Source organism: Alteromonas sp. CNT1-28 (assembly GCF_022348345.1).
Lineage (GTDB): Bacteria > Pseudomonadota > Gammaproteobacteria > Enterobacterales > Alteromonadaceae > Alteromonas > Alteromonas macleodii.
Genome location: NZ_JAKREZ010000020.1, coordinates 76439 through 103303, shown reverse-complemented (window position 1 = coordinate 103303; position 26865 = coordinate 76439). Strand labels below are relative to the sequence as shown.

The 26865-nt window shown below is 44.5% G+C and carries 18 protein-coding genes; 5 read left to right on the top strand and 13 right to left on the bottom strand.

Features of this window, described 5'->3' with window-relative positions; all coding sequences use genetic code 11:
• Positions 1-618: 618 nt before the first annotated feature.
• The 3 genes from MHN02_RS13545 to MHN02_RS13535 all read right to left on the bottom strand — a co-directional run bounded on the left by MHN02_RS13545 (position 619) and on the right by MHN02_RS13535 (position 5977).
• Positions 619-2358, bottom strand: a complete 1740-nt coding sequence (locus MHN02_RS13545; protein ID WP_239246687.1) for an AMP-binding protein — start codon at positions 2356-2358, stop codon at positions 619-621.
• Positions 2359-2726: 368 nt separating this feature from the next.
• Positions 2727-3305, bottom strand: coding sequence for a hypothetical protein (locus MHN02_RS13540; protein ID WP_014949496.1), 579 nt, complete (start codon positions 3303-3305; stop codon positions 2727-2729).
• Between the two features lie 302 nt (positions 3306-3607).
• A complete protein-coding gene (locus MHN02_RS13535; protein ID WP_275444911.1) occupies positions 3608-5977 on the bottom strand; it encodes a DNA polymerase II in 2370 nt (789 codons plus the stop codon).
• A gap of 301 nt (positions 5978-6278) precedes the next feature.
• Here MHN02_RS13535 and MHN02_RS13530 point away from each other — a divergent pair, with 301 nt between their 5' ends.
• Positions 6279-7310, top strand: a complete 1032-nt coding sequence (locus MHN02_RS13530) for an MBL fold metallo-hydrolase (protein ID WP_014949494.1) — start codon at positions 6279-6281, stop codon at positions 7308-7310.
• A 69-nt stretch (positions 7311-7379) separates the two neighbouring features.
• Here MHN02_RS13530 and MHN02_RS13525 read toward each other — a convergent pair whose 3' ends face one another.
• From MHN02_RS13525 to MHN02_RS13500, 6 genes are all read right to left on the bottom strand, one after another.
• A complete protein-coding gene (locus MHN02_RS13525) occupies positions 7380-8708 on the bottom strand; it encodes an ATP-binding protein (RefSeq protein WP_239246685.1) in 1329 nt (442 codons plus the stop codon).
• A complete protein-coding gene (locus MHN02_RS13520; RefSeq protein ID WP_171338547.1) occupies positions 8708-9292 on the bottom strand; it encodes a chemotaxis protein CheX in 585 nt (194 codons plus the stop codon). The genes MHN02_RS13525 and MHN02_RS13520 overlap by 1 nt, the downstream gene beginning before the upstream one ends.
• Positions 9289-9654: a response regulator gene (locus MHN02_RS13515; RefSeq protein ID WP_014949491.1), complete on the bottom strand. Its 366-nt coding sequence runs from the start codon at positions 9652-9654 to the stop codon at positions 9289-9291. Before MHN02_RS13515 ends, MHN02_RS13520 begins: the two co-directional genes overlap by 4 nt.
• A gap of 267 nt (positions 9655-9921) precedes the next feature.
• Positions 9922-11097 carry a histidinol-phosphate transaminase gene (locus MHN02_RS13510; RefSeq protein ID WP_014949490.1) on the bottom strand — a complete coding sequence of 392 codons (1176 nt, stop codon included), beginning with the start codon at positions 11095-11097 and terminating at the stop codon, positions 9922-9924.
• A 19-nt stretch (positions 11098-11116) separates the two neighbouring features.
• A complete protein-coding gene (locus tag MHN02_RS13505) occupies positions 11117-11938 on the bottom strand; it encodes a sulfite exporter TauE/SafE family protein (protein WP_239246690.1) in 822 nt (273 codons plus the stop codon).
• A gap of 116 nt (positions 11939-12054) precedes the next feature.
• On the bottom strand, positions 12055-14703 hold the full coding sequence (locus tag MHN02_RS13500) for a TonB-dependent receptor (RefSeq protein WP_156078825.1): 2649 nt from the start codon (positions 14701-14703) through the stop codon (positions 12055-12057).
• A 401-nt stretch (positions 14704-15104) separates the two neighbouring features.
• Here MHN02_RS13500 and MHN02_RS13495 point away from each other — a divergent pair, with 401 nt between their 5' ends.
• On the top strand, positions 15105-16085 hold the full coding sequence (locus tag MHN02_RS13495) for a LysR family transcriptional regulator (RefSeq protein WP_014977398.1): 981 nt from the start codon (positions 15105-15107) through the stop codon (positions 16083-16085).
• Between the two features lie 80 nt (positions 16086-16165).
• Here the strand turns inward: MHN02_RS13495 and MHN02_RS13490 are convergent, their stop codons facing one another.
• Together MHN02_RS13490 and MHN02_RS13485 are read right to left on the bottom strand one after the other, a co-directional pair.
• The gene (locus MHN02_RS13490; protein ID WP_014949486.1) at positions 16166-16876 is read right to left on the bottom strand and encodes an endonuclease/exonuclease/phosphatase family protein; all 711 of its coding nucleotides are present in this window, start codon (positions 16874-16876) and stop codon (positions 16166-16168) included.
• The gene (locus MHN02_RS13485; RefSeq protein WP_239246683.1) at positions 16864-19080 is read right to left on the bottom strand and encodes a VTT domain-containing protein; all 2217 of its coding nucleotides are present in this window, start codon (positions 19078-19080) and stop codon (positions 16864-16866) included. The genes MHN02_RS13490 and MHN02_RS13485 overlap by 13 nt, the downstream gene beginning before the upstream one ends.
• Before the next feature lie 253 nt (positions 19081-19333).
• Between MHN02_RS13485 and MHN02_RS13480 the strand changes: the two genes are divergently transcribed.
• Positions 19334-21076, top strand: a complete 1743-nt coding sequence (locus tag MHN02_RS13480; RefSeq protein ID WP_239246681.1) for a PAS domain S-box protein — start codon at positions 19334-19336, stop codon at positions 21074-21076.
• A gap of 84 nt (positions 21077-21160) precedes the next feature.
• Here MHN02_RS13480 and MHN02_RS13475 read toward each other — a convergent pair whose 3' ends face one another.
• A complete protein-coding gene (locus tag MHN02_RS13475; RefSeq protein ID WP_014949483.1) occupies positions 21161-21757 on the bottom strand; it encodes a porin family protein in 597 nt (198 codons plus the stop codon).
• A 514-nt stretch (positions 21758-22271) separates the two neighbouring features.
• Here MHN02_RS13475 and katG point away from each other — a divergent pair.
• On the top strand, positions 22272-24572 hold the full coding sequence (katG, locus tag MHN02_RS13470) for a catalase/peroxidase HPI (RefSeq protein WP_239246679.1): 2301 nt from the start codon (positions 22272-22274) through the stop codon (positions 24570-24572).
• A 212-nt stretch (positions 24573-24784) separates the two neighbouring features.
• Positions 24785-25270, top strand: coding sequence for a hypothetical protein (locus MHN02_RS13465; protein ID WP_239246677.1), 486 nt, complete (start codon positions 24785-24787; stop codon positions 25268-25270).
• A 48-nt stretch (positions 25271-25318) separates the two neighbouring features.
• Here MHN02_RS13465 and MHN02_RS13460 read toward each other — a convergent pair whose 3' ends face one another.
• Positions 25319-26644, bottom strand: a complete 1326-nt coding sequence (locus MHN02_RS13460) for a mechanosensitive ion channel domain-containing protein (protein WP_239246676.1) — start codon at positions 26642-26644, stop codon at positions 25319-25321.
• Between the last annotated feature and the right edge of the window lie 221 nt (positions 26645-26865).

The following is a 26865-nucleotide window of genomic DNA, read 5'->3' as shown; positions in this document are numbered from 1 at the left end:
AACTGGCGTCAGGCGATGAGTCGATTTATTATCGAGTTCGAGGAACGCCTCGAAAAGCATATTAACTAATGGCAGTTACACAGAATCTGTTACAGGCTCCAATATTATTTGTGGGGATACCTCAGGGTCAGAGTACTTTATTACTTTAAACATCAGAACATAGTCATTCCCTTACCCCCCCAGTGCCGCTAAATCAGTGAAATGTACTCTGACCCCATTATTAAAATGTGTTTTTCTGCGACTGCTCTTTTTACCTACTTCTAGTCACTGTGAAAGTTTCATTTATCGAATAGTTTAAGGCGCACAAACTCCGATACAGACCTTAAGTCTTTTCACTCAGGAGTAAAGGGGTCAGAGTACTTTTTGGCTCTCACTTTCGTTAAAAAAAGAAATGTACTCTGACCCCATTATTGTGGGCTAACTCAATAATTCGAGCTCTTTAACTCTCTAGGGCATGTAACAGGCAGTTTGAAAATTCAGTAGATAGGTACAGACTGTAGCTTAGGTGCAAGCGTTGGAAATACGAATGTAGGGTCAGTGTACTTTAAAGCGTTATCTTTTAAACAGTACTCTGACCCCAACTTTCGAAATGTACTCTGACCCCACTATTTGCTGGGATTATGCTTCGGTTTGTAGGGCTTGCTTCTTCAGTGTTTCTATCATGTATTCGCGCATTTTAAACTTCTGAAGCTTCCCTGTTACCGTCATGGGGTACTCTTTCACTACGCTGATGTATTTGGGTACTTTAAAGTAGGCTAGTTTGGATTTCAGGTAGTCGCGTATCTGATCCTCGTCTATATGTCGATTTTCCTTTGCCTTAATCCATAGGCATACTTGCTCGCCATATTTGTTGTCAGGAATACCAAAGACAGCGGCGTCTGACACATCCGCATGTTGATATAAGACTTCTTCAATTTCCCGTGGATAAATGTTTTCGCCACCGCGAATGATCATGTCCTTTATTCTACCAACTATTGTGACATAGCCTTCTTCGTCCATTTCTCCAAGATCGCCAGAATGAAGCCAACCTTCATCGTCTATGGTGGCTTTCGTCTTAACCTCATCACCCCAATAACCTTTCATTACACAGTAGCCTCTCGCGCAGATTTCGCCAGGTTCTCCAATAGGCACCGTATTGCCTTGGGGATCTATAATTTTCACTTCTGTATGGGGCATAGCGCGCCCTACGGTTTTGACCTGCTTTTCAAATGGCGAGTCAATGTTAGTAATATGATTGATAGGGCTACACTCTGTCTGACCATAACCTATGACGACTTCTGTCATATGAAATTCACTATGGACCTTTCGCATGAGCTCTTCTGGACAGGTACTACCTGCCATGACACCTGTCCTTAGTGTTGATAGATCAAAGCTCTTGAAGTTGGATAGTTCGAGCTCGGCAATAAACATGGTTGGTACGCCATGTAATCCCGTGCACTTTTCTTCTTCTACTGTACGGAGTGTTGTCTCAGGGTCGAATGACTCCCCGGGGAATACTGCGCATGCACCTGATGCTAAGCAAACTAAGTTGCCCAATACCATTCCAAAGCAGTGATAAAGCGGTACGGGAATACAAAGTTTGTCTTTGTGTGTGAACCTCATTGCTTGTGATACTAATAACCCATTATTTAGAATGTTTCGGTGCGTTAACGTTGCGCCTTTCGGATTTCCCGTGGTGCCGGAGGTAAACTGAATATTGATGTTATCATTCGCGCTAAGGTTCGATTCAACGGCCTCCAACTGAGATTTAAGCGCTTCCGTTGGTTCTATTTGCAATGCAGAAAAAGCCTGTAATCCTTCTACAGGCTTATCGCCAATAGTGTATACATATTTAAGTGAAGGCAACTTAGCAAGCGTTAGAGGACGCTTTGGTGTGTTCTTATCTTGGCTGTCTATTTCTGGCGCAAGCTCTTTCAACATGGCGACGTAATTTGACTGCTTGAATGACTGCGCCATGACTAAGTATTTTACGGCAACGTTATTAATAGCAAACGCTAATTCATCAGGGCGATAAGCAGGGTTCAGGCATACCATGATCGCCCCGATTCGCGCAGTGGCCATCTGTACGATCGACCATTCGATATTGTTCGGAGACCATATACCCACACGGTCGCCAGGTCCTACACCGTTTGCAAGTAAGCCGCAAGCAACACGTTCTACTTCATACCAATACTGCTGATAGGTCCAGCTAACGTCTTGATGTTTTACAATAATCGCTGGGTTATCGCCATAATTGTCGACAACATTTTTGAAATACTGACCGATAGTGAGCGACGTCAGCTCAGCGTCATCAGAGCCAGTAAACTCACTTTTCTGAAGAGGGAGTAGTGAGTTCGGTGTAAATTTTGATTCCATCATATCTTGCCTCCATGCGCGTACGCATCTGATTTATATATAAATAATAGAGTTGGCTGTTTCGGCTTTTGGTTCCAAATAACCAATGGCAACAATTGCAGTAAATGCTGAATACGCAACGAATAAAACAAATAATTCAATCTTTATTAACAATATTGTTGCAAACGGGTTTTGTCGACAAGATGTTAGTCGTATATGGGGTTATTCAACGATGAATTTGTGTGACTCGTCGTACACGCTGAAAGGAGAGTAATAACCAAAAGTGACAATGTATTTGATGTCTAAAGAAAATTGTCTCGACTTTAATGAAACAAAAAAGCCTCCGACGAAGGAGGCTTCCTAAAAATTTTTACTTTACGAAAGGTGAGTGTCTATTCAGACTCAATACCTTCGAAGTAGGCACGATATTCCATACGGGTAACGTAAGAATCGCCATTTTCGTCCATCATCTCAAAGTCACCTTCGACATGTGCAACCTTTAACTCCTCGGCTGTAAGCTTACCGTCGCTGTCTACATCGATTTCAGTAAACTTATTGTCGGCTGTGGCTGACATTTCAGTACGAAGCTCCTTATTCTTCTCTGATATCATTTCACCGTCTGCTTTAGAGAATAATTCAGGGTTGCCCTTTTCCGAGAGTAGAGCGTCATTGGTGCCTTCAGTTTTCACCTGAGTAATGATGTCGTCGCTAAACATTGATGGTTTTTCATCAACAAACTTGTTGAATTCAACACGGCTAATCATGCTGTCACCATCGGTATCCATTTTTGCGAGAAGCTTACTGTCAATAACGCCAGAAGACTCTGAACCGACGATATAGCCGTTTCCATCCTTATCCATTGCGTTAAATCCCATCGAGATCTTCTCTTCGTGGTGGCCTGCTACTGCTGAAGCAGATAGTGTTGCAGCAATAACAGCACTGGTAATCATACTTAGTTTTGTGATCTTCATAATCAAATTCCTTCTGGCTTTTACAGTGAACTCGGGCGTTCAATTGCCCTAACCACTAGGTCCACAGACCTCAACATAGGTGCAGATTGGAAATAAGTTTCAATCTGACACCGCTAATGACTTACGTAATTCATTATTCATTGAATGTGCCAAATGCATAACTAACTGATTTAGTGAGGTAATAAAAATTTAAGGCGAGGTTTTCAATGTTATTGCTATGTTAAATTGTCGCAGTGTTTGCAAGATCTTCATACGTCAAACTTAAGCTGTTCTCAGATATAGATAGAACCCCATTAATGAGATTAAAACAGCGAGAGTTGATCGTTCGCTATTGTCTCAAAATTCAGGCCAATAAGAGGCAAGATACTATCGGCAATGGGTTGGATTTGCTTTTCAATATAGTGGTCATATTGAAGGGGGGCCGTGGCAGTTTCTGCGGTTTGAGGGCCCTGTACTGTAATAACATAAGCAATGGTAGTATTAAACTGATAGCGAAGTGGCAACCCCTGTTCTTTATAGTACTCGTCCGCTAATCGCGCTGCCTTTACGTGGGGAGGTAGCGACTTGGTATACGACGACAAAGGCTTTCGCAGCCGCTTTTTATAGACCAAAGCGTGATCCATTTCACCGGACTTTATCGCTGCTATCGTGCTATTTATGTAGTCTTCAACAGGCTGTCCAGTAAACACTTTTTTGTACAGCTCGTACTGGAAGGTTTTAGCTAGTACCGTCCAATCAGAGCGGACATTTTCTAAGCCTTTAAAGACAAGTTCACCGCCCTTCATTCCTGCGTAACGTTTTTTGCTGCCTTCGGAAGAGCCTCGGATCGTCGGCATAAAAAACGTAGAAAAGTGAGATTCAAACTCAATTTCTAAGTGGCAATCAATGTCGAACTCACTTTTTAGTAACTCTGTCCACTTTCGATTAATAATGCTAGCGAGCTCAAGTCCAGTCTCTGGGGGCGTACCCAGTGCATCATTCCCTTCTACATGAACAAATGTTGAGTCGGTATCGCCGTAAATAACCGTATAGCCTAGTTCTTCAATCCAACCCGCAGTGGTTTGCATAATCTCGTGACCCCTTAATGTGATTGAGCTAGCTAGGCGAGGATCGTAGAAAGGGCAACCTCCACTACCAAGCACACCATAGAAGGAGTTCATTAATATTTTGATGGCCTGAGAGCGCGGTGCGTCATTCTGTTTTTTGGCTTCGTCGCGCTGAAGCCATAGGTTTTCAATGATGGAAGGTAGAAAATGAGATTCGCGGCTAAATACTGCGCCTTTAAAACCTTCTATCGCCGTGTCAGGAGACTTAAGCCCTTCTGCAAGTCCCAACGGATCGATTTTAAATGTACGAATGATGGAAGGATACAGGCTCTTAAAATCTAGGACTAAAACGTCTTTATATAAACCTGGCTGGGAACGCATGACATAACCACCCGGACTAGCCAAGCCTCCATTCTCAGGTCTTATCCCCGCGACATAAGACTTGCGGTGAAGCTTAGGCAAGTACACATTTAAAAACGCGGCTACTGACCCTCCGGGGCGACTCATATCTAGGCCGGTAAGAATACTGCGCAGCGCCAGAAAATCGATAAATTGGGTTTTATCCTGAATGCGATTGACCAGTTCCGTGTCTTTAAAGTTATAGTTAGCGAGAGCAACAGGGTCGCTATGATAAAGACGCTTTATCGCTTCAAGCTTGTCGGCGGCTTGGATAAGCTTATTTTCGCCAAGCAGTTCTTCAGAAACGTGATCGAGCGAGAACGACTCGAATTGATAAGTCATTGTTTTTAGCGCTTCGATACCATCAATAACGCATCGTCCTGGCACATCAACGAGGGTTTGATCTTCCCACTGTCTTACAGAAGCCTCTCTGCCATGGCGGCCGATAGCATACTTTAGCGAGTTAGCCCTAGCACGGCGTTCAAGTACCGCCATATCGAACTGTTTAACGTTCCAGCCTAAAATGATATCTGGGTCGTAGGATGTAAGATAAGAAAAAAATGCTTCAAGTAGTACTTTTTCTGATTCAACGGTAATGAGCTCGTACGCGCTGTCTTCTTGTCCCTGCAATGTTTGCCCAACAAAACGTGGTGGGCATAGAAGCAGCACAACGTTGAGTCCCTCACCGGCTAACGCAATGCTAAAGAGTTCTTCATGCTCATTGCATTCGATGTCTATGCTTAGCGATGTAAATGTGGTTCTGAATTGACAGGGTCTGATTTGCGCATTTTCTATAACGGTCTGAGGCGTATCGTCGAAATCTTGCGGAGCCAGAAATTCCACCGCACCATACACAAAGCGCTCCATTAAGTAGCGATCGGCAACGCGAATATCCGCTTCGTACAATATAATACTGCTTTCCTGCGCATGCTGGCGAAGCTGATGCATGTGTGATTCGGTTGCGGTTTTTACCGTCGCAACAGGAACTTGTTCCAGCGTGTGAAACCCGTCATCTGAAATACTGATCTTTGCAGAAATACGCTCGGCGATATTGCGTAAATCATTGGCGTGATCAACAGATACAAAGCAAGTGGGGTATTGGGGTGAAGAAATTAACCTAGCGGTGCTACTGGGCGTTTTTACCCATAGCTCAACATGCACCTTGCCTCGCCGGGTAAACGTACTTTTATTGAGTATGAACCCTTGTTGTATTGTTGAGGCTGACATGGATCTGATTTACTAACCGGCTTTGTTGACGTTAATTTCTTTAAATAGCCTCATGGGCGTGTACGTTTTATAAACTCGCATTACCATTATCTGTTCAATAACTGGCGCAAAGGTGCAATAAAAATGCGCTACCACTGTGCACGAGAAACGGCAGTAGGCTTAGTATAACGTTTGTTATCACCTACTCCTATAGATCTCTATTCGACAGATATGTTTGTTTTTGTAAGCAGCGCGAGTTAAAACGAAAACGTACAGTCTTTGTGCACGTTAGACCATGCACGATAGAAAAGGTGAGGGCGATATGGAATATCTATTCGATAAACAGGTAGAGCCGGGCGAGCTAATAGAAGTGGCCGATGGTGTTCTTTGGCTAACAATGCCGCTTCCATTTGAACTTGACCACATAAATTTGTACCTGATCCGCGGTGAAGGCGGTTGGGTGGTCATTGATACTGGCATAGGAACGTCCACCACCAAAGCTCTGTGGGAGCGTATATTCAAGCAATTAGACGGGCCAATAGTTGGTGTCATCGTTACGCACTTACATCCTGATCATGTAGGGTTAGCGGGCTGGATAGCCGACACGTATAATGTTCCCTTTTATATGTCTCAAACTGAGTACTTTACTGCCAGAGCGTTTGCGGCAGGAAGAAATGGCGCAACGAATGACCGGGATGTGCAATACTACCAGCGAGCAGGTTTAGACGAATCCATGATCGCAAAGCTTACTTCTGGTGAAGGCAACGGCTACAGCAGCGTCGTTTCACCACTACCTATTAGCTACACACGTCTAAAGCATGGTATGACGCTGTCGCTTGGCGGTAACGAATGGCAGATCATCATTGGCCGCGGCCACTCTCCTGAGCATGCGTGCCTTTACAATAAGCAAAAAAATATTCTCATATCAGGCGATCATATTTTGCCGATTATCACGCCAAACATTGGGGCCTACTCAACAGAGCCTGATGCCAACACCTTAGACGACTACCTTTCTACGCTGCCGCAATTCAAGAATTTGCCCAAAGGTGCGACAGTATTACCTGCTCACAAGCTACCCTTTATCGGCCTGCATGAGCGAGTAGATTCGCTTATTGCTCATCATCACGAGCACCTAAAAGCACTGTTAAATGCTTGCGAGCAACCTCAAACGGTCGTAGAGCTATTACCGGTTATGTTTAAGCGCAAGCTCTCTAGTCGCAACATGGTGTTTGCAGTAGCAGAGTGTTTGTCTCACCTTAATTACTTGCTTAATGAAGGAGCCATTTCGCGGACGTTAAACAGCAAGGGTGTGTATACATTTAAAGCCTGTGAAGTAAAAAAGCTTGCTTGTTAGTTCAGTCAGAGGACATACAAACAGAGTGAGTATTAACAACGTCTTACTCTGTACTGGGCTATCTGTTTTCTAGGCCGTTTGAGAGTTTTCCGCTTCGTTTTCTTTATTCTCTTCATTATCTTCACTGGACGGGGGCTGTGCTGCAGGCTGTTTCGGAATGGTGATCTCTACCACGGTTCCTTTTGCCTCTTTGCTGCTAATAGATATTTTACCTTGATGTTGTTCAATGGCGGTGTAAGCCACAGAAAGGCCCAGCCCTTGGCCTTGCCCTTCGGGCTTTGTAGTAAAGAAGGGTTCAAAGACTCGCTTTAGATGTTTTGTAGGAATACCGCAACCCGAGTCCAGTATTTTGATGGTCACCAACGTAGGTGAATCGAGCACAGTAAGTTTAATGAAGCCCCTATCTGCTATGGCCTGCGCTGCATTTATCATGACGTTCATTAGCGCCTGTTTCAGCGGCCCAGGGTTTCCCATTACCTCCACTTTCTCTAATTCACATTCAAATTTATATTGGGGCGTGCTGTACTGGGCGGAAATAAGCGTGATCAGCTGGTGACACACGGCGCAGATATCTACTATCTGCACACCTTCGGTAGTCTCCAGCGAAAAGTTCTTAAGGTTTTCGACGATGTCTTTTACGCGGGTAAGACCATCTGTCGATTCGGCAATTAGCTCAGTAATATCGTCCTTTAACAAGTCGTAGTGATTAGACTCAAACAGTGCGTCGACCTGCTCTTTAAGTTCGTCGGTGAAGTGTTCGAGTTGCTCCTGAACGCCATCACAAATCGCAATAAGGTGAGTTGCGTATTGCTCAAGTGTATTGAGGTTAGCGCTCACAAAACCAATAGGGTTATTAATTTCGTGGGCGATCCCCGCCGCTAGCTGACCAGTAGAAGCCATTTTCTCTGCTTGAATAAGCTGACTTTGTGCGGTATCGAGTTTGCGAATTAACTTTTTTTGCGCTTCGTGTTCTTTTTTCAGCGCTTCTGAAAGCTTTTGCTGGGCTCTAAAATAGCTAGCTTGGGCGGTCACATCTTGCAGAAAAATACACGCCAATTTTTGCCCTGTGTTTTTGTCTTTAATGGGCAAGATTTCCATGTTTTGATACATCTGTGTTTCTTCACCCGTTATAGGGCGAGAGCTCTTAAACGGAAAGATGTGGGGGCGTTGTTCCCAATAGCTAAAGCTGGGGTGTTGCAGTACAAATACAGACTTCAGCCTGCGTTTTAGAAACTTACCTTGTCCTTGAAATAACTCAACAACTGGCGTTTCTTTATAGCAGTCGCGCATATTGTGAGGAAGTCGATCTAAAAAGAAGTCGTTTAGGTAAACAACCTTAAAGCTCTCATCGACTATACCAATTCCGACAGGTAATTTACCTACCAGTTGTTCAAACATTATGCGAGTAACTCATCCAATGTGTCTTTCATGCGTGCAAGAGATTCATCGTCTAAGCAGAAAACAACGCGCATGCTAAACGACGAGATCGCGATAATAAACTGCACTTCCATCACTAAGCTGTGCTGCCATTGCAACTCATCGAAGTTCGCTTTATCGGGCAAGAATAACGTGGGCATGTTCAAGTTAGTGGTAAGCTCCAACTGGTCGGAAAGACCAGCCAAACACGCACCTGCCAAAATGTTACAAAGCTCCAAGATAATCTCTTGAATGTCTTCTCTGCTTAATGGTTCATCGTAATCCATTAACGTTGCGACCTCACTCAATCCAGCTTGAGATAGCACAGACATCACTTCGCCGTGTACGTCGCCTAAAAAAGACTGACGGGTATAGAAAGCGTCTTCGGTTTCAAATAAGAGACTGTAAAGCTGGGTGGGAGTAACCGCTGAGATTTTTGGGATAGAAATATCAATTTTGGTTTCAATTAACTGCGCAAGAGAGTTAGCCGCTTGCCCCATGGAAATATTTAGGAGTTCTTGAAGGGCATCTCTTTGCTCTTCGTCTAGTGGTAGTACAATGCTCATAGATACCCCAACTCAAACAACGACATTGCTAATTCTTCTTTATCAAGCGGTTTGCGTAAAAAGCGCTTTGCCCCCAGAGACATGACAATTTTCTGTTTTTCTGGCTGAAAGTCAGCGCTAATCACAATTACATTTGGGGCGTCGGGCCTTTGGTGCAAGAATTCCAACACACCAACGCCGTCAACTTCTGGCATGGTTAGGTCTAAAAGTACCAATGCAAATTCACTTTCTGACAGCGCATTTATGGCTTCTTGCCCGTTTGTTGCTTCGGTGATGTCATACTCTAAATCTTGCGGAAGTGAGCGAATCACACTACGCCTCGACAACTTAGAATCATCAGCTACTAATACAGAAATTGACATTTACAGCCTCCTAGAGCGGCATTTAATGCGATGCCTTTTTAGTAAAGTATGTGCAACTTTAGCGTTACTGCAACAATACCGTAAAAATTTTCCAATCAGCGTATTCTTTGAGCAGTGGCGCTTTAAAATGAGTATATGACAGAAGTGACTTTTATGCGTATTAGACTTTTAGTTGAAAATGACTAGGAGAGTAAACGAGGAAGTAGCAGAAAATTTAAGTCTATAAGTAGCGAGGTGTGCATCGGCCGACAATGCACACCCTTGCAGCTAAGTATTTTGCATAGTGTACATTTTTTCAAGTGCACTGGGCATGGCATCAACATAGCGTTTTACATCGCCAATTTTTCCCATACTTACGCGAGACCAGTTGTCGTACGTACGGTAGATTCCTCTAATCAGCACGTCCTGTTCAGCCATGGCTTGGCGGAAGTACTCTGCGTTGCCGTCACCTAAATTAACAAAAATAAAGTTAGTACTAGAAGGTAGCGCTGTCAATCCATTTGCTTTTACTGCGTCCATAACCATAGATTTACCTTCATAAATTTTCTCTTTAGAGAAAGTTAAAAAGGCATCGTCATTGTAGCTGGCGATAGCCGCGGCAAGGCCTGCTTGATTCAATGTATAGCCGCCCATGCCATAGCGATTGATCCACTCAGTGTTTTCCTCTGATGCGATTAAATAGCCCACGCGCATACCTGCTAAGCCATAAATCTTTGAGAAGGTTCTCGCTACAATGACATTATGACCAGCTTTAACGAGCGGAATCATTGAATGCTTAGGAGGCTCATCGATAAGCTCGTTATATGCCTCGTCGACCAACACCAGTGTTTTTTTAGATGCTTTTATGCAGAATTCGCGAAGCTTATTCGGATCGAGCACTTTTCCCGTTGGATTGTTCGGGTTACAAATGTGCACCATACCAATAGAGTCGTCTATTGCGGCGTACATGGCATCAAGGTCAATATCAAGCTCTGCCGTATTAGCAACTCTCACGATTTCTGGCGCACCTTGTTTTTCAGGTGCTTTAGACGTGGTGTCCCAAAAAAGGTCCGGGCCCAGAATTTTTCCGTTCTTGCTGGCCGCAAGGGCGGCGTAGGAAAGAATAGGGCTTGAACCGGCGCTTAAAGAAATGTGCTTTCGAGTAATGCCATAGCGCTCGGCAATCATATCCAATAGTGTCATAGCGGCGGGATAAGCATAGTAGGCTCCACCTTCCGCCGATGCTTTTGCGATAGCGTCTAGCGCTTTCGGGCTCGGCCCAAACGGGTTTTCATTGGCATTGAGCTTTGCAACCCCAGGCTTTGGTCCATACATAACAGACGATGGGGAAGCGCTTGCGCTAACAGATTGGGCGCTCACAAGGTGACTTATGCCACTCGCACCTATTGCTGACGCTGCAACTGTGCCACCAATAAACAAGCGTCTTGAACGGTTATAACTCACGGGTTGTCTCCTTCTTCTTTTAAATGGCTTTATAGAACATTGCGCTAGAAACAATGACGAGATAGATGCCAAATAAGCGCTTTAGCTTCTTTTCACTGAAGTTGTGCGCCATTTTGGCTCCGATTGGAGCGGTAAAGATTGCCCCAATACTGATAGCAATAAGCGCAGGTATATTGATGTAGCCAATAGTGCCTACCGGCAACGAGGCGGTTTCAGGGTGCTTCATAAACAAAAAGCCAATGGCACCTGGAAGCCCGATAAGAAAGCCGACGCCTGCGGCGGTCGCGACAGCCTGTTGAATGGTGCGCTGGCACATCACCATAGTGATTACTGTTGGCGTACCGCCGCCTATGCCAAGCAGAGCAGAGAAACCACCCAGAACAAACGCCAAAACCGCTTTGCCTATGCCTTTAGGCATATCGAAAACAAGCCCGGGTCTTACAACGAACTCAGGGAAAAGGAAGTATACGGAGTAAAGTAGAACACCAGCGGCGAACACGACCGTTAAACCATTGGCGCTGGAGTTGTTTGCGATGAGCAGCCCGCCACCAACGCCAAGAATAAGCCAAATACTCCACGAGCGAAGAATGTCAAAATCCACCGCACCTTTAGCGCGATGCGCCATCACTGACCGAGCGCTTGATACCACAATGGATGCCAATGATGTTCCGATGGCTACCTTAACGAGGGCTTCTGATGGAGGAGTAAAAAACGGAAAAACAGCGAGAAGAGCAGGTACCACAACAAACCCCCCGCCATTACCAAACAGACCTGCCGTGATACCTGCAATGGCACCAGTTATATACAAAGTAACTACAAACCACAGTAGCTCTATTTCCATTTGCTTTTTACTCCGCATGAAACAGCTTTAAACATGAATGACCTTTTAAGTTTTTCTTATATACAGTTAACTACATACACAAACACCGACTTATGTCGGTGTTTGCAAGGAGCCAGTTAAAAACGGGCTGCAAGTCGGGTGTAGTAATATCCTCCCTGCCAATCAACCACCGAGGCAGAGTCATAGACTTCACCGCAACAGGCGTCGCCGTTAGTACTTACATCTGGGTAATTGTCGAAGAGATTTCTTACCCCCACTGACAGGGTAAGGTTTTCGTTAATAAGATAGGAGCCCTCTATATCGAACATATATTCGTCACCAAAGGTTTGAATATTCGTGGCGTTTACCCCGTCATCGCTTCCCGCATTTTCGTATTCGCCAAAATAGCTAAGACGTGCAACGGCAGACCACACGTCGTAACTGTGGGTAACTGAGAAGACACCACGCATTTCGGGACGGCCATTTTCAAAGTCGAACTGATCCTCAGCGTTCAAGTATTCACTCGGATCAGAATCGAACTCTGTTTTGTTGTAATTTACAGAGCCGGTTAGCACGGTTGCGCCATACTTCGATTCCATCTTGTAAGTAACAACAACGTCCACGCCCTCGGTTACGGTATCGAAAGCATTTTGGAAGAAGAACACACCACCAATGGACTCAGCGCCAGAAACATTGGCACCTGCTAGGGCTAGATAGTTTTGGTATGCGTCATAACCGTCTGCTTGAGGGTCGGTAACGACAGTGGTGGAAACATCTCGGGTAGACACAGAGTAAAGGCGGTCTTCAAGCTTGATGTTGTAGTAATCAACAGTGAGCGTTAAATCGCCATAGTTCGCAGTCATACCCAGCGTAAAGTTGGTCGACTTTTCAGGTGAAAGCTCGTTGGCACCAAGCGCTTGTGCTACCTCGCCGCCAGCAGGGAACAGACCTGTTGCTACTGGGAAGCCATCGGGCAGACGTGTAGATACGTTGGTGGTGCCTTGCTGACCTGGAGTAGGGGCTCTAAAGCCAGTGCCAAAAGACGACCTAAAGCCTACTTCATCACTAAACTGATAGAACCCTGCTACTTTGTATACTACTTCTGAGCCAAAGTCAGAATAGTCTTCATAACGCAGCGCAGCCTGAGCAAACAACTCGTCTGTAATGTCACCAGAGATATCCGTGTATACCGCATATGAGTCACGCTCGTATGAGCCCGAATAGTCTGGTGAATAGCCAGGGAAGCCGTTGGAGCCAACGCCTACAACAGTATAAACGGCGTCTACTCCAGCGAATCCATCATCTTCAACCCCATCGTCGTTACTGTCAGCACTGGTGTAGTTGGCACAATTCAGAGTTGAACCGTTTGCAATGACAGCAGCGCCCAGTGCCGTAGTGGTGTAGTCGTCGTTACAAAACTCCCAAGGGTCGGATGTGGCGTAAGAGCCTGCAAAATAGGAACTTAGCTCGCCTTCAGATATTTCGTATGACTCGTCTAAGTAACTTGCACCGAAGGCAAGAACATACTGGTTCAAGTCATAGGTGAAGTCAGCTTGAATCTGTGTTTCTTCGTTGGTTAAGTCACCCGGCTTAAATGAAGTAGGTGACTCGTTACCCAGTGACGGGTTAATGGTATTGGCTAGTGTGTAAGAGATTTCATTATTGCCGTAACGACCACTGATATCATAAGTAAGGTCGCCCGACATGCCCTTAACACCACCAACAAATGAGTAGTCAGTCACATCACCGAAGAAACGAGGCGTGAAGCCACCAGGGAAGAACTCTAGCGGGTTCCAGATTGAACCGTCCTCAAGTCGAATGTCTTCAATGGTGCCATTGCCTGGATAGCGATAATAGAATGAACCGTCACCTTCACTTTCTGAATAGTTACCGAATGCGTAGAGTTCAAGTTCACTGGATAGTGCGTAACCGGCGTTAAAGAAAACACGCGTCCCGCTTGTATTTGGTTGCCCCCATGGTTGGACTACGTCTGAACCATGAACGCTGTTGGCCATGGCCGTAGCATCAGCGATGTATTGATCTGACTGGTCATCCACACAAAACCATGGCTCACAATATTGCTCACCGCGAAAGGTGGCCTCGCTGTCAGAGTATTCGGCTGAAATACTGAAAAAGCCATCGTCGCCTAACGCGAAACCTTTATTCCCAGTAACGGTAATTTGATCGCCATCTCCTTCGTAGTAGCTGCCGTAGTCGGCAGTGAACGAGCCGCCTTCGGTGTTATTTTTTAATTGAAAGTTGATAACACCTGCAATGGCATCTGAGCCATATTGCGCAGCTGCACCGTCGCGCAACACTTCAACACTTTGAATTGCTGCTGTTGGAATAGTTGCGATGTCTGGCCCCTGTGTGCCAGAACCGCCAATTGAAACAAGTGCGGCCCTGTGACGACGTTTAGAGTTAACCAAAACAAGCGTTTTATCGGTGGGCATACCTCGAAGCGTTGCTGGACGGATAAACGTTCCGCCGTCGGAAATGGGTTGACGGCCTACGGAATAAGAGGGAACGAGTGTCATAAGGACATTGTTCATATCGGTAAACGCAACGGCTTCAACGTCTTCGGCGGTGAGTACATCAACCGGTACAGGAGAGCTGGTTACTGAACGCGGTGCACCGCGGGCACCAACAACGGCAATGCGTTCTAGGTCTTTGGCTTCTGTGGTTTCTTCAGTCACTTCTTGCGCCTGTACAAGCAATGAAGTAGTGAAAAGTGTTAATCCGGTAAGTGCGTAACGTACTGCAGTGTGGAGCTTTTTCTGTTTCATTTGTGTTCCCAATCGTGCTTATTGCTACTTAGTTTTGTGGGTGTGGATTATTAAAATCTGCACTCTTTTTAGGCACGCACGAGCACTACTTTGATGCGAGAAGCATCTTGTTATTGTTGTCTAGCCACTCGTGTACAAGAACAAGGCTAAAAACTCTTTGGCTTTGCAGGAAGAAAGAAGATTATTCAGGGGTATAAGAAAAATATTGAGCCGTCTCACAGGGCGCTAATTTAATGCTATTAGACTTAAGTATGGGGAAAGACAAGATTTTCATGCCCCACTGCTTTTAGTCCATTTTTACAATTTTGCTTCATATAACTTAATGGAATGGCATATTCGTTGCTGCCGTCTTCATTAAACCGTTCCCGTTCTAGAACTCACCACCTTTGTAAGGAGGGCAAGTGCATTCAAAACAGCTGCATTATTTTGTTATGACTGTGCGTAAGGGTAGTATTGCTGCGGCAGCGAGAGCATTGGATATCGCTCAACCCGCCATTAGTCAGCAGTTGGCAAGTTTAGAAAGAGAGATGAAAGCGACGCTGCTTGAAAGAAGTTTTTCGGGAGTAAACCTAACATCGGCAGGCGAAGTTTTTTATAAACATGCATTAAAGCTGCTAACCGAAATAGACAACGTTAAGGCCGCATTGGAAGCCTTTCAAACTGGACAAAAGAAGGTAGTAAAAATAGGCATGCTACCGTCAATCGGCAATGTGCTTTCTTTACCGCTGCTCACGGAAATAACGGCGAACCATAAAGGGCTCAAAGTCGAAATCAGCACTGGACCGTCTTACACCATTAATGATTGGCTTGAGTCAAAGCAGGTGGATGTTGCGCTTACTTATCAGCAAGCTGTCGACCCTAAATTCATGCGAGTCACACCGCTAATTCAAGAAGATCTTCATTTGGTTTTTTCTGCTTCCTCATCGTGTGAACAATACGCCAAGCTTCGAGATAGAACGACGATCCGTTTCTGGGAAATCAGTGAATTACCTTTGCTATCACCGGGTAACAAAGATGCATTGGGTCAACTAATTGCTGACTATGAAAAAGCAACGGGCGTTAGTTTGCAGCACGATTTGGCTTATTCAGGACAACTCATGACTGGCCTTAGGCAAGTTATGCAGGGAGAAGGCGTGATGATCCTTCCTACATCAGCTATTTTTCATTTAAAGGAGTCTGGCCTAGTTTCATCACTGAAAATAACACAGCCAGAAATGCAGCGTACTGTACTCGCTGCGACAAACAAAAGTGCCAAGACGCTGCTAGATAGCAGTCCGATCATTGATATTCTCAGAAAAGTAGTGGCTCAAGAAAACGCACTGAAACACTGGTGCGGTACGTTAGAATTTGCCGCTTCATCGTTCATAGCGCAACCTGCGTAGCACTGTGCCAACACAAGATGAGGCTAAATCTCGCGTACGACGAGAATAATGCAACCCGTTAAGTGCAAAAGAGCACTTGGTTAGTCGTTCTGGGGCAGTTCAATATCAACAAGCACAGGTAAATGATCTGACAAGATTCGAGTTTTCGCATTTTTTAATTTTCTGCACGCTTTTACCTTGATGTCGTCAGACACCCATACTCTATCAAGTGCAAATACAGGAAAGTGGCTTGGAAATGTTGCCCCCACTTTTTGCTGTAATAGCAATTCGTTAAGTGCTTTAAACGCTTTTGAGAAAAACTGCCACTCGTTGAAATCACCGGCTAGAACTAGAGGGATTTGCTTCTCTTTCATCTTCAAAGAAAGGTGTTCATGAAGCAAAGAAAACTGTGAGCGACGTTCTAGCTTCTTAAGCCCCTTATGGGTATTCACCACCGTAAGGGGGGTCTTCTCTGTCTTGAGCTCTACAATCTGAACATTTCTAGGCTGTCGCCCGTTTTGGCTGACATCCAGTGTATCGTGCGCTAATACGTCAAAGCGAGTTAGGATGGCGTTGCCATACCAGCCATCAGATTCCCTAATGGCTGGTGATGGAATGAGCTTAAACGTGTTTTCAGCGCAGATATCTTTAACGTCCTGTGCTGTACTTCGCTCAGAGGGACGAGTATCCATTTCTTGCAGCAGCACCACGTCGGCGCCACTGTTTGCCAAGAATTGCCCTATGCGTTTGTAATCGTGCTTTTTGTCTCTACCTATTCCGCTGTGAATGTTGTAAGTCACTATGCGGCACATTTCTCTACCTCATCTTTGTCACTATTATCACTGGCAGTATCTTGATTCCCCGACTCCTTCCGAGCTTGGTAGTAGCGGGCAAATTTTTGCGAGCCCCAAATCATAAGGCCCCATAAAACGATACCGCCAACTAAATAGCTAATGGTTTCCACAGAAGGGTTTTGCCAAATTTGTGCTATCGAATCACCCACAAGCCCTTTCGCAATCATGGGCGGGAACATGCCTAAAAATGTCCCTACTAAAAACTGGAAAATGCCAATAGATGAGATGCCCGCTACCAAATTCACCAAACTGAAGGGCGCTACAGGCAGCATTCGAATGGCCGCGACGCCAACGATACCGCTACGCTTTAGTTTTTCGTCAACGGCAGCTACCTTTGGACCACCAATTTTTCTAAGTCCTGCGTTGCCTGATAGCTTGCCTATTCCAAACATGATTGCAGAGCTCATTAGTGCTCCCATGATGCCGTAGATGGGCCCCCATATAGGGCCAAAAATAGCAGCCACCGCAAGTGACAGTACAGTGACCGGGAAGAATAAAACGCCGCCGACCACATAAACCAGCAACACGGTAGGCAGAGCAAAGTAGGTTCCACGACTTTTCTCTAGAAAGGCGTTAATGCTGTCGGAACTTAACCAAGGAATTGACTGGCTAGCCCAAAACATAAGCCCGCCAAGAACAGCAATGATGGCAAGACCAATCAAAATCATAATACTGCGACGTCTTGGGTTACGTGCAGGCATAGCAGCTCCATCAAAGGTTGGCACCGAAATAAGGGGTTCTTCAGGGTCAGATAACGCTCTGAACACATTCTTAACGGATTGTTCGGTAAACGCCTCATCGCGAACTTCGGTAAGTACGTAGCCGTGTGCTATCTGATCCTGCATTAATGCTTCAACCGGATATTCATTGTTGAATAACGCTGGCATTGCATCAATATCGCGTCCCGTGTGCTCTGCGAGTAAGTCGTTTCTCACTTGTTCAATACACGCCTGATTGTCTTTTGTGTTACCAAACAGCACCGTGTCGATTTCGGTGTCTAGCGTCATTGAGCGATTACTCAAGTTTGATGACCCGATAACAAGGTATTTGTTATCAATGGTCATCACTTTGGAGTGGATGCGCTTGTATGCCTTGCGGCCTTGCATGTCTTCAATTGAAGAATAAGTCAGTTTTACTCGCTTAGGGTCAATCCCTTTTTCTAAAATTTCCTTGAATTCTATGCGGCTTGCCCAAAATGCTTCGCATTCAAACTTACCTTTTGGCTCGTAGGAACTTACGATAATGACCGAAAGATTAGGTTTCAGTTTAAGCTGCTTATTCAGCGCTTCAGCGATCTCCTGACGCGTTGTAAATTGATTCTCAATGTAGATTACAGACTCTGCTTCACCGATAAGATCAAGCAGCATATGACGTACCTCTTGAGCAGGCTCGACCTCATCCATAAATGGAATTGTTCTGGCAAGTGCACACTCTACGTCTTCAAAAAGGGGAGGATAATCTTGTGGCCAAGCATCAGGCAACGGGGCATTTTCATCAATGCGCGCGTCCTCGCGGATATCAATAGGTGAAGAGTCAGCAACACGCTGCCACCTCCATCGAACTAATTTTGAAAAGTCGGCTACTACAGGTCCACTTGATACCATTTGCACATCATGAAGAGGACCATACTCCCCATCAGGTCCATCACGCTCTTCTGAAACTACGGGATGGTCACGAGTATCCCAGCGGTTAGTGGATACATCCATTCCACCTGAGAATACGAGTTCATCATCGATAACCACAATTTTTTGGTGCTGACTTCCGCCCATCGGAATCGTGTCATCGAGCTCGGTTTGCACATTGTCTGGAGTTTTTTCTTCCCACACTTCCTTTGCCCACATTTCGCGCTGCGCGAAAAAGGCTAGCGATGAGTCCCAACGTAGCAGGTAAATTTTAATGTCAGGATTTTGCTCAGCTTTCCACTTAAGTAAATCACTTATTACGCTCGGCGCTTCACTGTTCGCTTCGTCGTCGCCTCGCAGCAAGCGAATGCGGCTATCTATATCCCATCCAACAATGAAGATACTGTGCTTAGCTTTAACGATAGAGCTGTGCAAGGCTTTATAATAGTTTCCGCAATCTATCAAAGGTGTAGAAAAACGAGCCTTGCTCTCTACCCAACAGTTTTGACCGGGTTGAAATACACTCTTTCCTGATTGCATGTGACGTTTCCTATTTATTCATTTTTCACTATTTGTATTCTGTTGCAGAATTTGTACCTCTATAAAACGTAAGAACCAAAAATATAAGTGAATGATTTTTATTGATAATTAGAGTTTTTGAGCTCGTGTGTAAGATGTATCAGTTCGCAATGTGTAATATTTTCACTGTAAAACGAGTTTAATATTCACAGTTGGAAAAACAGGGAAAGATCTTCTATATAACTTAAAAAATTTAATGAGAAGGTCTAGATAAATGAAGTTTTTTTCAAAGGAAAATGCGGCGAAACAGGCGCTTGCTCAATCAATCTTGGCTGTAGTTACCATAGATGAAAAAAACAACATTACGTTTTACAACGATGCCGCTCAAAAGTTATGGGGCTATACGCCAAACGAGGTACTAGGCAAAAATATCAAACTATTGGTTCCCCACGAACACAAAGCAAATCACGACAATTATGTTAATTCTCATCGACAAACAAATGTTAATAAAATCGTTGGCAGCTCGCGAGAAGTCGAATTAGAAACAAAAAGTGGGGAGCGAATTTGGGTTCAGCTTGCTTTATCTCAGGTTATTGTTGCAGGAAAGAAGCACTACACCGCTTTCGTTCGAGACGTTACAGAAGAGCGAGAGTCTCGCGAAATAGTGGAGCAAACATTAGAGCAAGCGTTAGATGCTGTAGTGTGTATTGATGAAAACAATAACGTAACCTTGTTCAACGCATCCGCTGAGAAGCTATGGGGATATACAAGAGATGAAGTCATTGGCCAAAATGTGAAGATGTTAGTGCCTCAGGCGATTCAAGCGAACCATGATAACTATGTCAACGCAAATAGAGAAACAGGCCAAGACAAAATTGTCGGAACCAGCCGCGAAGTTAAAGTGGAGCGGAAAGACGGTAAAAGCCTGTGGGGCAGGCTGTCTTTGTCTAAAGTAAGGCTGGCTGACCGAACCCTCTACACAGCATTTATTAAAGATGTAACAGAAGAAGTAGAGCAGCGAGAGTTACAACGTATGCTTTCGCTGGTTGCCAACGAAACAGACAATGCCGTCATTATATCTGATGCAGATGGTCTCATAGAGTACGTTAATAACGGGTTTTACCGGTTGACGGGGTGGGAGCTGGACGAAGTAAAAGGCAAGAAACCTGGATCATTTTTACAAGGTGAAGAAACCGATCAACGTACTGTAAATGTGATACGACAAAAAATTAAAAATCGCGAAGCGTTTTATGATGAAATTCTTAACTATAGAAAGGATGGTACGCCTTACTGGACTTCACTATCAATAAACCCCGTTTTCAAAGAAGAAAAACTCGTTAACTTTATCGCGGTTCAGGCTGATATTACTCGTGTTAAGCAAATGGCTTTAGATTTTACTAACAAATTAAAAGCTATAGGCAGTGCACTTGTTCTTCTTGAAATGAAGCCTAATGGTGAAGTCGTTGAGGCAAACAAACTACTACGCGACACATTGAACGGGGTAATGAGCTCTGAATCATTTGCAAATGAGGTAATGAATAGTCTTTCTGCAGAGGACAAGTCTACTCTAGAGAGCGCTGGTTTTGTTTCAAAAATTACTGAGTTTCAAGTGGCTGGGCGTTATCTTGCCTTTGACGCGAGAATCAGCGCACTTAAGAACTTCAACGGGCAAGTAACACGTTATGTCTTTTTTGCCGTTAATATCACCTCTAGAAAACAAGCGGTGAACGATACTCAAGATTCTATGAAAGAGCTACTGGTTACCAGCCAGACTATAAGTAATATAGTGGGCACAATTAATTCTATTTCTGAGCAAACTAATTTGCTAGCGCTAAATGCAGCGATAGAAGCGGCACGAGCAGGTGAAATGGGAAGAGGGTTTGCGGTTGTGGCTGATGAAGTACGAACGTTAGCAGGTAACTCCCAGTCCTCATCCAATGAAATTGACAACTTAGTTAAAACGACAGTGTCAAAAATTGAGGAACTGGCGCAGCTCATCCAGAAAATAGATGGGTAGCAAAAAGTAAAAAGCCTTGGCTGTGTTGCCAAGGCTTTAGCATTCTCATTAAGTCACGTTGCTAAACGTGAGGCAACCAATGTCTTAGAAACGATACTCAACACCAATACTGGCTTGCTTAAGATCGGTTTCAAAATCGGTGTCGTCGATGTCATCAAACGCTTCGTCTGCATCAAGCTCTGTATCATAAACAGTGTACTCGGCGTTTACTAAAAAGTTACTAGTAATCGCGTAGCTTAGACCTGCGCCTACAAACAAGCTTTCGTCATCGTTATCACGTGAAACGCCAGCAAAGTTGTACTCGGTTTCTGACCAAAGTTGACCTGCTTTCGCGTAGAGAGAAAAACGCTCTGTTAATGGAAGAATACCCTTGATCGCCGCTGTGTAGCCGTCTGTTTCAGCACCTGCAAGGTCGTTACCGTAATCACCAAAATCGATGTAACCACCTTCAATTGCAATCCACTCATTGAATTTATATCCAACAAGGCCTTGCCAAACATCTTTGTCATCGTCAAAGTCATCTTCACCTTCAACGCGTAGGTAACCGTAATTACCACCTACATAAAAACCACTGTCTTTTGCTTCAATTTGATTTGATTGAGCATGCGCACCGAATGAAGCCATAGCACTGATAGAGGCAACAGCTGCAAGTCCGGTAAGTGTCTTAAGTGTGTTTTTCATAAGTTCATCCTCATTACTTCTTTAACATTCCATCGACTTCTTATCTGAAGTTAATGCGTCTTTAATTGCATCATCTCTGTATCAATTGCTGTGCCATGGTAGAAATTGCAGAAGGTATTTCAATTAGATGAAAACTTTACATAAACCGGCACTTTTTAGTTGGTTATTTAGCCGCTTATAGAAAGTATGGAAAAGTTTCACTCTTCAAGAAGCGAAAAAATTTCCCAATCTCTGAAAGAGATTCACAGATCTAGCTCATTTTCCGCATTACATGGTTCTACTGAGCGACAGTCGTTTACGTCATAAAGTGAACTGAGTTTTTAAGGTGTTGAAATTAATCAACTTTTCATTGATTGGATTTTCTAATCAGTTGAATTCATTTTATCAACTGTAAATATTCTCTAAGCCTGTCTATCTTTTAACTGCTTATGAGGTAAACAAAATGTTAACAAATTAGTGGTGTGATTCGCACTCACGCTTTGGTAACTACAACAAACTCAGACGGGAAAAGACCATGACTATAAACAGGTTTAAAAAAACCACATTATCAGTACTTGTTGCTCTATCGCTTGGTGCAACAGGGGCTATTGCCAACGATCAAATTAGTAAGCCTGCGGGTGCTAAAGGCACGGGCACTGCTAAAGCTTTTCAAGCGAAAAATAATCAATTTTGGTGGCCTGATCAGCTCGATCTCTCTCCGTTAAGAGATCACGATAATCGCTCAAACCCACTGGGTGATGATTTCAGTTATGCAAAGGCATTCGCTAAGCTAGATCTCGACCAAGTAAAAAAAGATGTTAATGAGCTACTCACTACTTCTCAAGATTGGTGGCCGGCCGACTTCGGAAATTATGGTCCTTTCTTCATTCGACTTTCATGGCACAGTGCAGGTACCTATCGTACGCTAGATGGTCGTGGCGGCGGTGACGGTGGTCAAATGCGTTTTGATCCGCTGAACAGCTGGCCAGACAACGGGAACCTTGATAAAGCGCGTCGCTTGCTTTGGCCTATCAAGCAAAAGTACGGTGAAAGTTTATCTTGGGGCGACTTAATGATCCTTGCGGGTACCGTAGGCATGGAAAACATGGGCTTTGACACCTATGGATTTGCGGGTGGTCGTACCGACGACTGGGAACCTGACATGGTTTATTGGGGCCCAGAAGTGGAAATGCTTGCGAGCGATCGTGAAGAGCGCGACGGTAAGCTTCAGCGTCCGTTGGGGGCAACGCACATGGGCTTGATCTATGTTAACCCTGAAGGCCCTAAAGGTGTGCCTGATCCGATGGGATCTGCGAAAAATATTCGCACTGCATTTGGCCGTATGGCGATGAATGATGAAGAGACCGTTGCGCTAATAGCGGGTGGTCACACATTTGGAAAAATGCACGGCGCACACAAGCCTGCTGATTGTTTAGAAGCTGAGCCAGGTGGTGCAGGCTTAGAAGAGCAGGGACTAGGTTGGAAGAACAATTGCGGTAAAGGCAATGCAGAAGACACTGTAACGAGCGGTTTGGAAGGTGCTTGGACACAGCTACCTACTAAATGGACGAGCCTATATCTCCAAAACTTATTGGGTTTTGAGTGGAAGCAAACTCGCAGTCCTGCCGGCGCTATCCAGTGGATCCCTACCGATGAATCGCTTCATAAATCAGTACCAGATGCGCACGTAGAAGGTAAGAAAAATCCTCCTGTGATGACTACAGCTGACTTGGCGCTTAAGTACGATCCAGAGTATCGAAAAATTGCCGAGCGCTTCTTAGCGGATCCTAAAGAGTATCAAACGGCATTTGCTAAAGCGTGGTTCAAGCTAACTCACCGCGATATGGGTCCTAAGGCACGTTACTTGGGTAACGATATTCCAGAAGAGAACTTCATCTGGCAAGATCCAGTGCCTAAAGCTGACTATAAAGCGATCTCTGATAAAGACGTTAAGAAGCTTAAAGCTGACATCTTAGACAGTGGCTTAACCGTTCAGCAACTTGTGAAAACGGCATGGGCGGCAGCATCTAGCTTCCGAGCATCTGATTTACGCGGTGGAGCGAACGGTGCTCGGATTGCCCTTGAACCGCAAATGAATTGGGAAGCCAACGAGCCTGCAACCGTTCAAGCCGTTGTTTCTAAGCTTAAAGAGATGCAAGAAGACTACAACTCACGCATGCTTTCTAAGAAGAAAGTATCTCTTGCTGACCTCATTGTGATTGGCGGCGCGGCAGCAATTGAGAAAGCAGCGGCAGATGCTGGCGTCAAGGTTACTGTGCCAGTGGTTCCGGGTCGAACTGATGCTACGCAAGAGCAAACAGACGTTAATTCGTTTTCATTGTTAGAGCCAACAGCCGATGCGTTTAGAAACTATTACAACGCAGAAGCTAGCTATCGTTCGCCAACCGACATGCTGGTAGATAAAGCCGATCAGCTTAATCTAACGGTACCAGAAATGACTGTTTTGCTTGGTGGTCTGCGTTCATTGGGAGCAAATACAGGTGGCACTAGCCACGGTGTATTTACTGACAAAGTAGGCACGCTTAACAACGATTTCTTCGTAACGCTTCTTGATATGGGCGTTAAGTGGAGAAAAACAGATAACCCGTCGGTATATGAAGGTGTAAACAGAAGCACTGGTGAAGTTATGTATACAGGTACGCCTGTAGACCTGGTCTTTGGATCAAACAGTGAGCTGCGTGCAGTGGCCGAAGTTTATGCCTACGACAACGCGAAAAGCCGTTTTGTTAAAGACTTCGTCGACGCTTGGACCAAAGTGATGACGCTAGACCGTTTCGATTTACGTCACGATCTAAACGCCAGCTTGGGTAAATAGATGCGGTATAACTGCTATCGCGAATTAGCTTAACAACTATTTTTCAATAGGCATAAAAACTAAAAGGGCGCTTCCGCGCCCTTTTTAATTGATTTCTATAAGTTGTGTTGTGAATTCTTAATGTGATTAAAACGCCCGCGAGACCATCGCAAACCCATCTTTAATTCGATACACTGAACCTTTATTTTTTGCTTCTACAGACAATTACCACAATGGCTAGTCTTCAACGAACGTTGGTCAATTTAGAAATGCTAAGCGACGATATTAATGCACTTCACGTCGATGCACTTAATACGCACGTCCACATTAAGCTTTTACACAATGTGTTGAATGAGCTAAAGAACGCCGAGCAATTTGTTGCCTTAGAAACAGAGGCCAGTTTCCAAAAGTCGTTATCTGGCTCACTGTTTGAGAACATATTTGAGCGAAAGCGTATGGTAGGTGTTTACATAAAGCTGGTGGGCTATGTTATTACAGCGTGGGAAGCGGCCAATAAAGCGAATGCAATCATCAGTGAAAACTTCGATTCAAGTGCCGATAAGCGATTGGAGTTACTGCAGGTAAAAGCAATAAAAGCCAAATCTCAATTAAAAACCGTAGCGTCAGCGATGGGCAAAGAAGACTATGCCAAGTTTGTCCAGACGTTAGGTCTGTCTGCCCAAGAGTGGCAGTGGGATACACTTCGCGCTAGGTTTTAGCCAGCGCGAAGGTATGACTGAAAGCGCTCATGTCATGAGCGAGTAAAGCTATGGTGTGGTATTTCGAAAACCAATGCCTTGTTCGTTGATAACCCGTACCTCGCGTTGAGGGAAAGGTATTTCAATGTTGTGTTCGCGCAGCGTTTCGAAAACGATAAGCAGTAGGTCACCACCAACGCGGTTCTTACCATCGTCAACACCTTCCATCCAAAACTCAACAAACATATTAACGCCAGAATCGCCAAAGCTATCTATTTCGCAGTCAGGCAGTTCTTCAAAAGGGATACCTTCGCCACTGATCACTTGCGGATGCTCTGAAACGGCTTCTTTAATGATTTCAACCATGGCGCGGATATCTGTTTTATAGGCAACAGAAAAGTCGATACGATAACGTTGTTTTTGGTTTTTGTGTGTCCAGTTTATTAGCAAGGAGCTGATAAACTTTTCGTTAGGCACCAGTACATCTTTACCGTCATATGTCTCTAATACGGCATAGCGCATTTTAAATTCTCTGACGATACCTTTCTGCCCGTCTTCCAATTCAACGTAATCGCCTACGGTCAACGATTTATCCAATAGAATAATGATGCCCGAAATGAAGTTTGATGCGATGGACTGCAAACCTAAGCCTAAACCCACACCTACTGCACCACCGAACACGGCTAATGCGGTAAGATTAATTCCCATGACGTTAAGCAATAAAAGAAAGACCACACAGAACAGGGCAACTTCAAACAGCTTTGCGAACACTTCTTTGGTAGAAACGTCGAGCGACTTATGGTTTCGAATAATATCTTGACCAATGGCGTTCGAGCTGCGGCCTAGCCAGAACAGCAAGCCACCAAACAACAACACTCTTGTTACGCCATACGCTGAAATTTCAACATTGCCGATTGATATTGCCATTGACTCCAATGCTGAAGTTATCAGCGGAAGCACGCCAACTAAGTGTAAAAATAGGATAGGTAAACCCACCCATCGCATAAACGCTGCAATGGTGTTGTTTTCGACAAAACCAGTAATCAAGGAATTAACAAACAGCATTAGTGCTACAACAACGGCTATTTCCAATAGCCATGCATCAAACTGAAATTGCGCCCCCAACACGGTAGTAAGCTTTAGCATACTGATGGTGATAAGCGGGAATAGTGCCTCCCCCAGATTGTATAAAAAGCCGTGCATAGTATGTGCGCCTTGCTGTGGCTTTTCTCGGGTAAACTTAAATGGCTTTTTTACTTGTCGTGCAAGCAAAAACGCAACGCAATAAATAATTGCGATTGTTGTAAGCTGGATAACAAAGCTATCAGACATCACCGATGCTTTGACTAAAGCCAACTTTTCCTCAAAGTGCTGGGTTAAACTATCAACATTCATGTTTTCTACTTCACTTGTTTACCACACTGCAGCAGCGTGGATGTAATTTGAGCGTGGAATAACTGCGCGCTTTTTATCTGTTATAACAAATATGGTAAAGCTTTTTTTATCTATCCAACAGAAATTGGCTATCAAGTTGTCTTTAATTTCAAAGATTTTGAGGTGTTTTTACGTAGAAGAGCCCTGTTTAACTTGTTTTTTTAACGCACACTTTTAAAAGC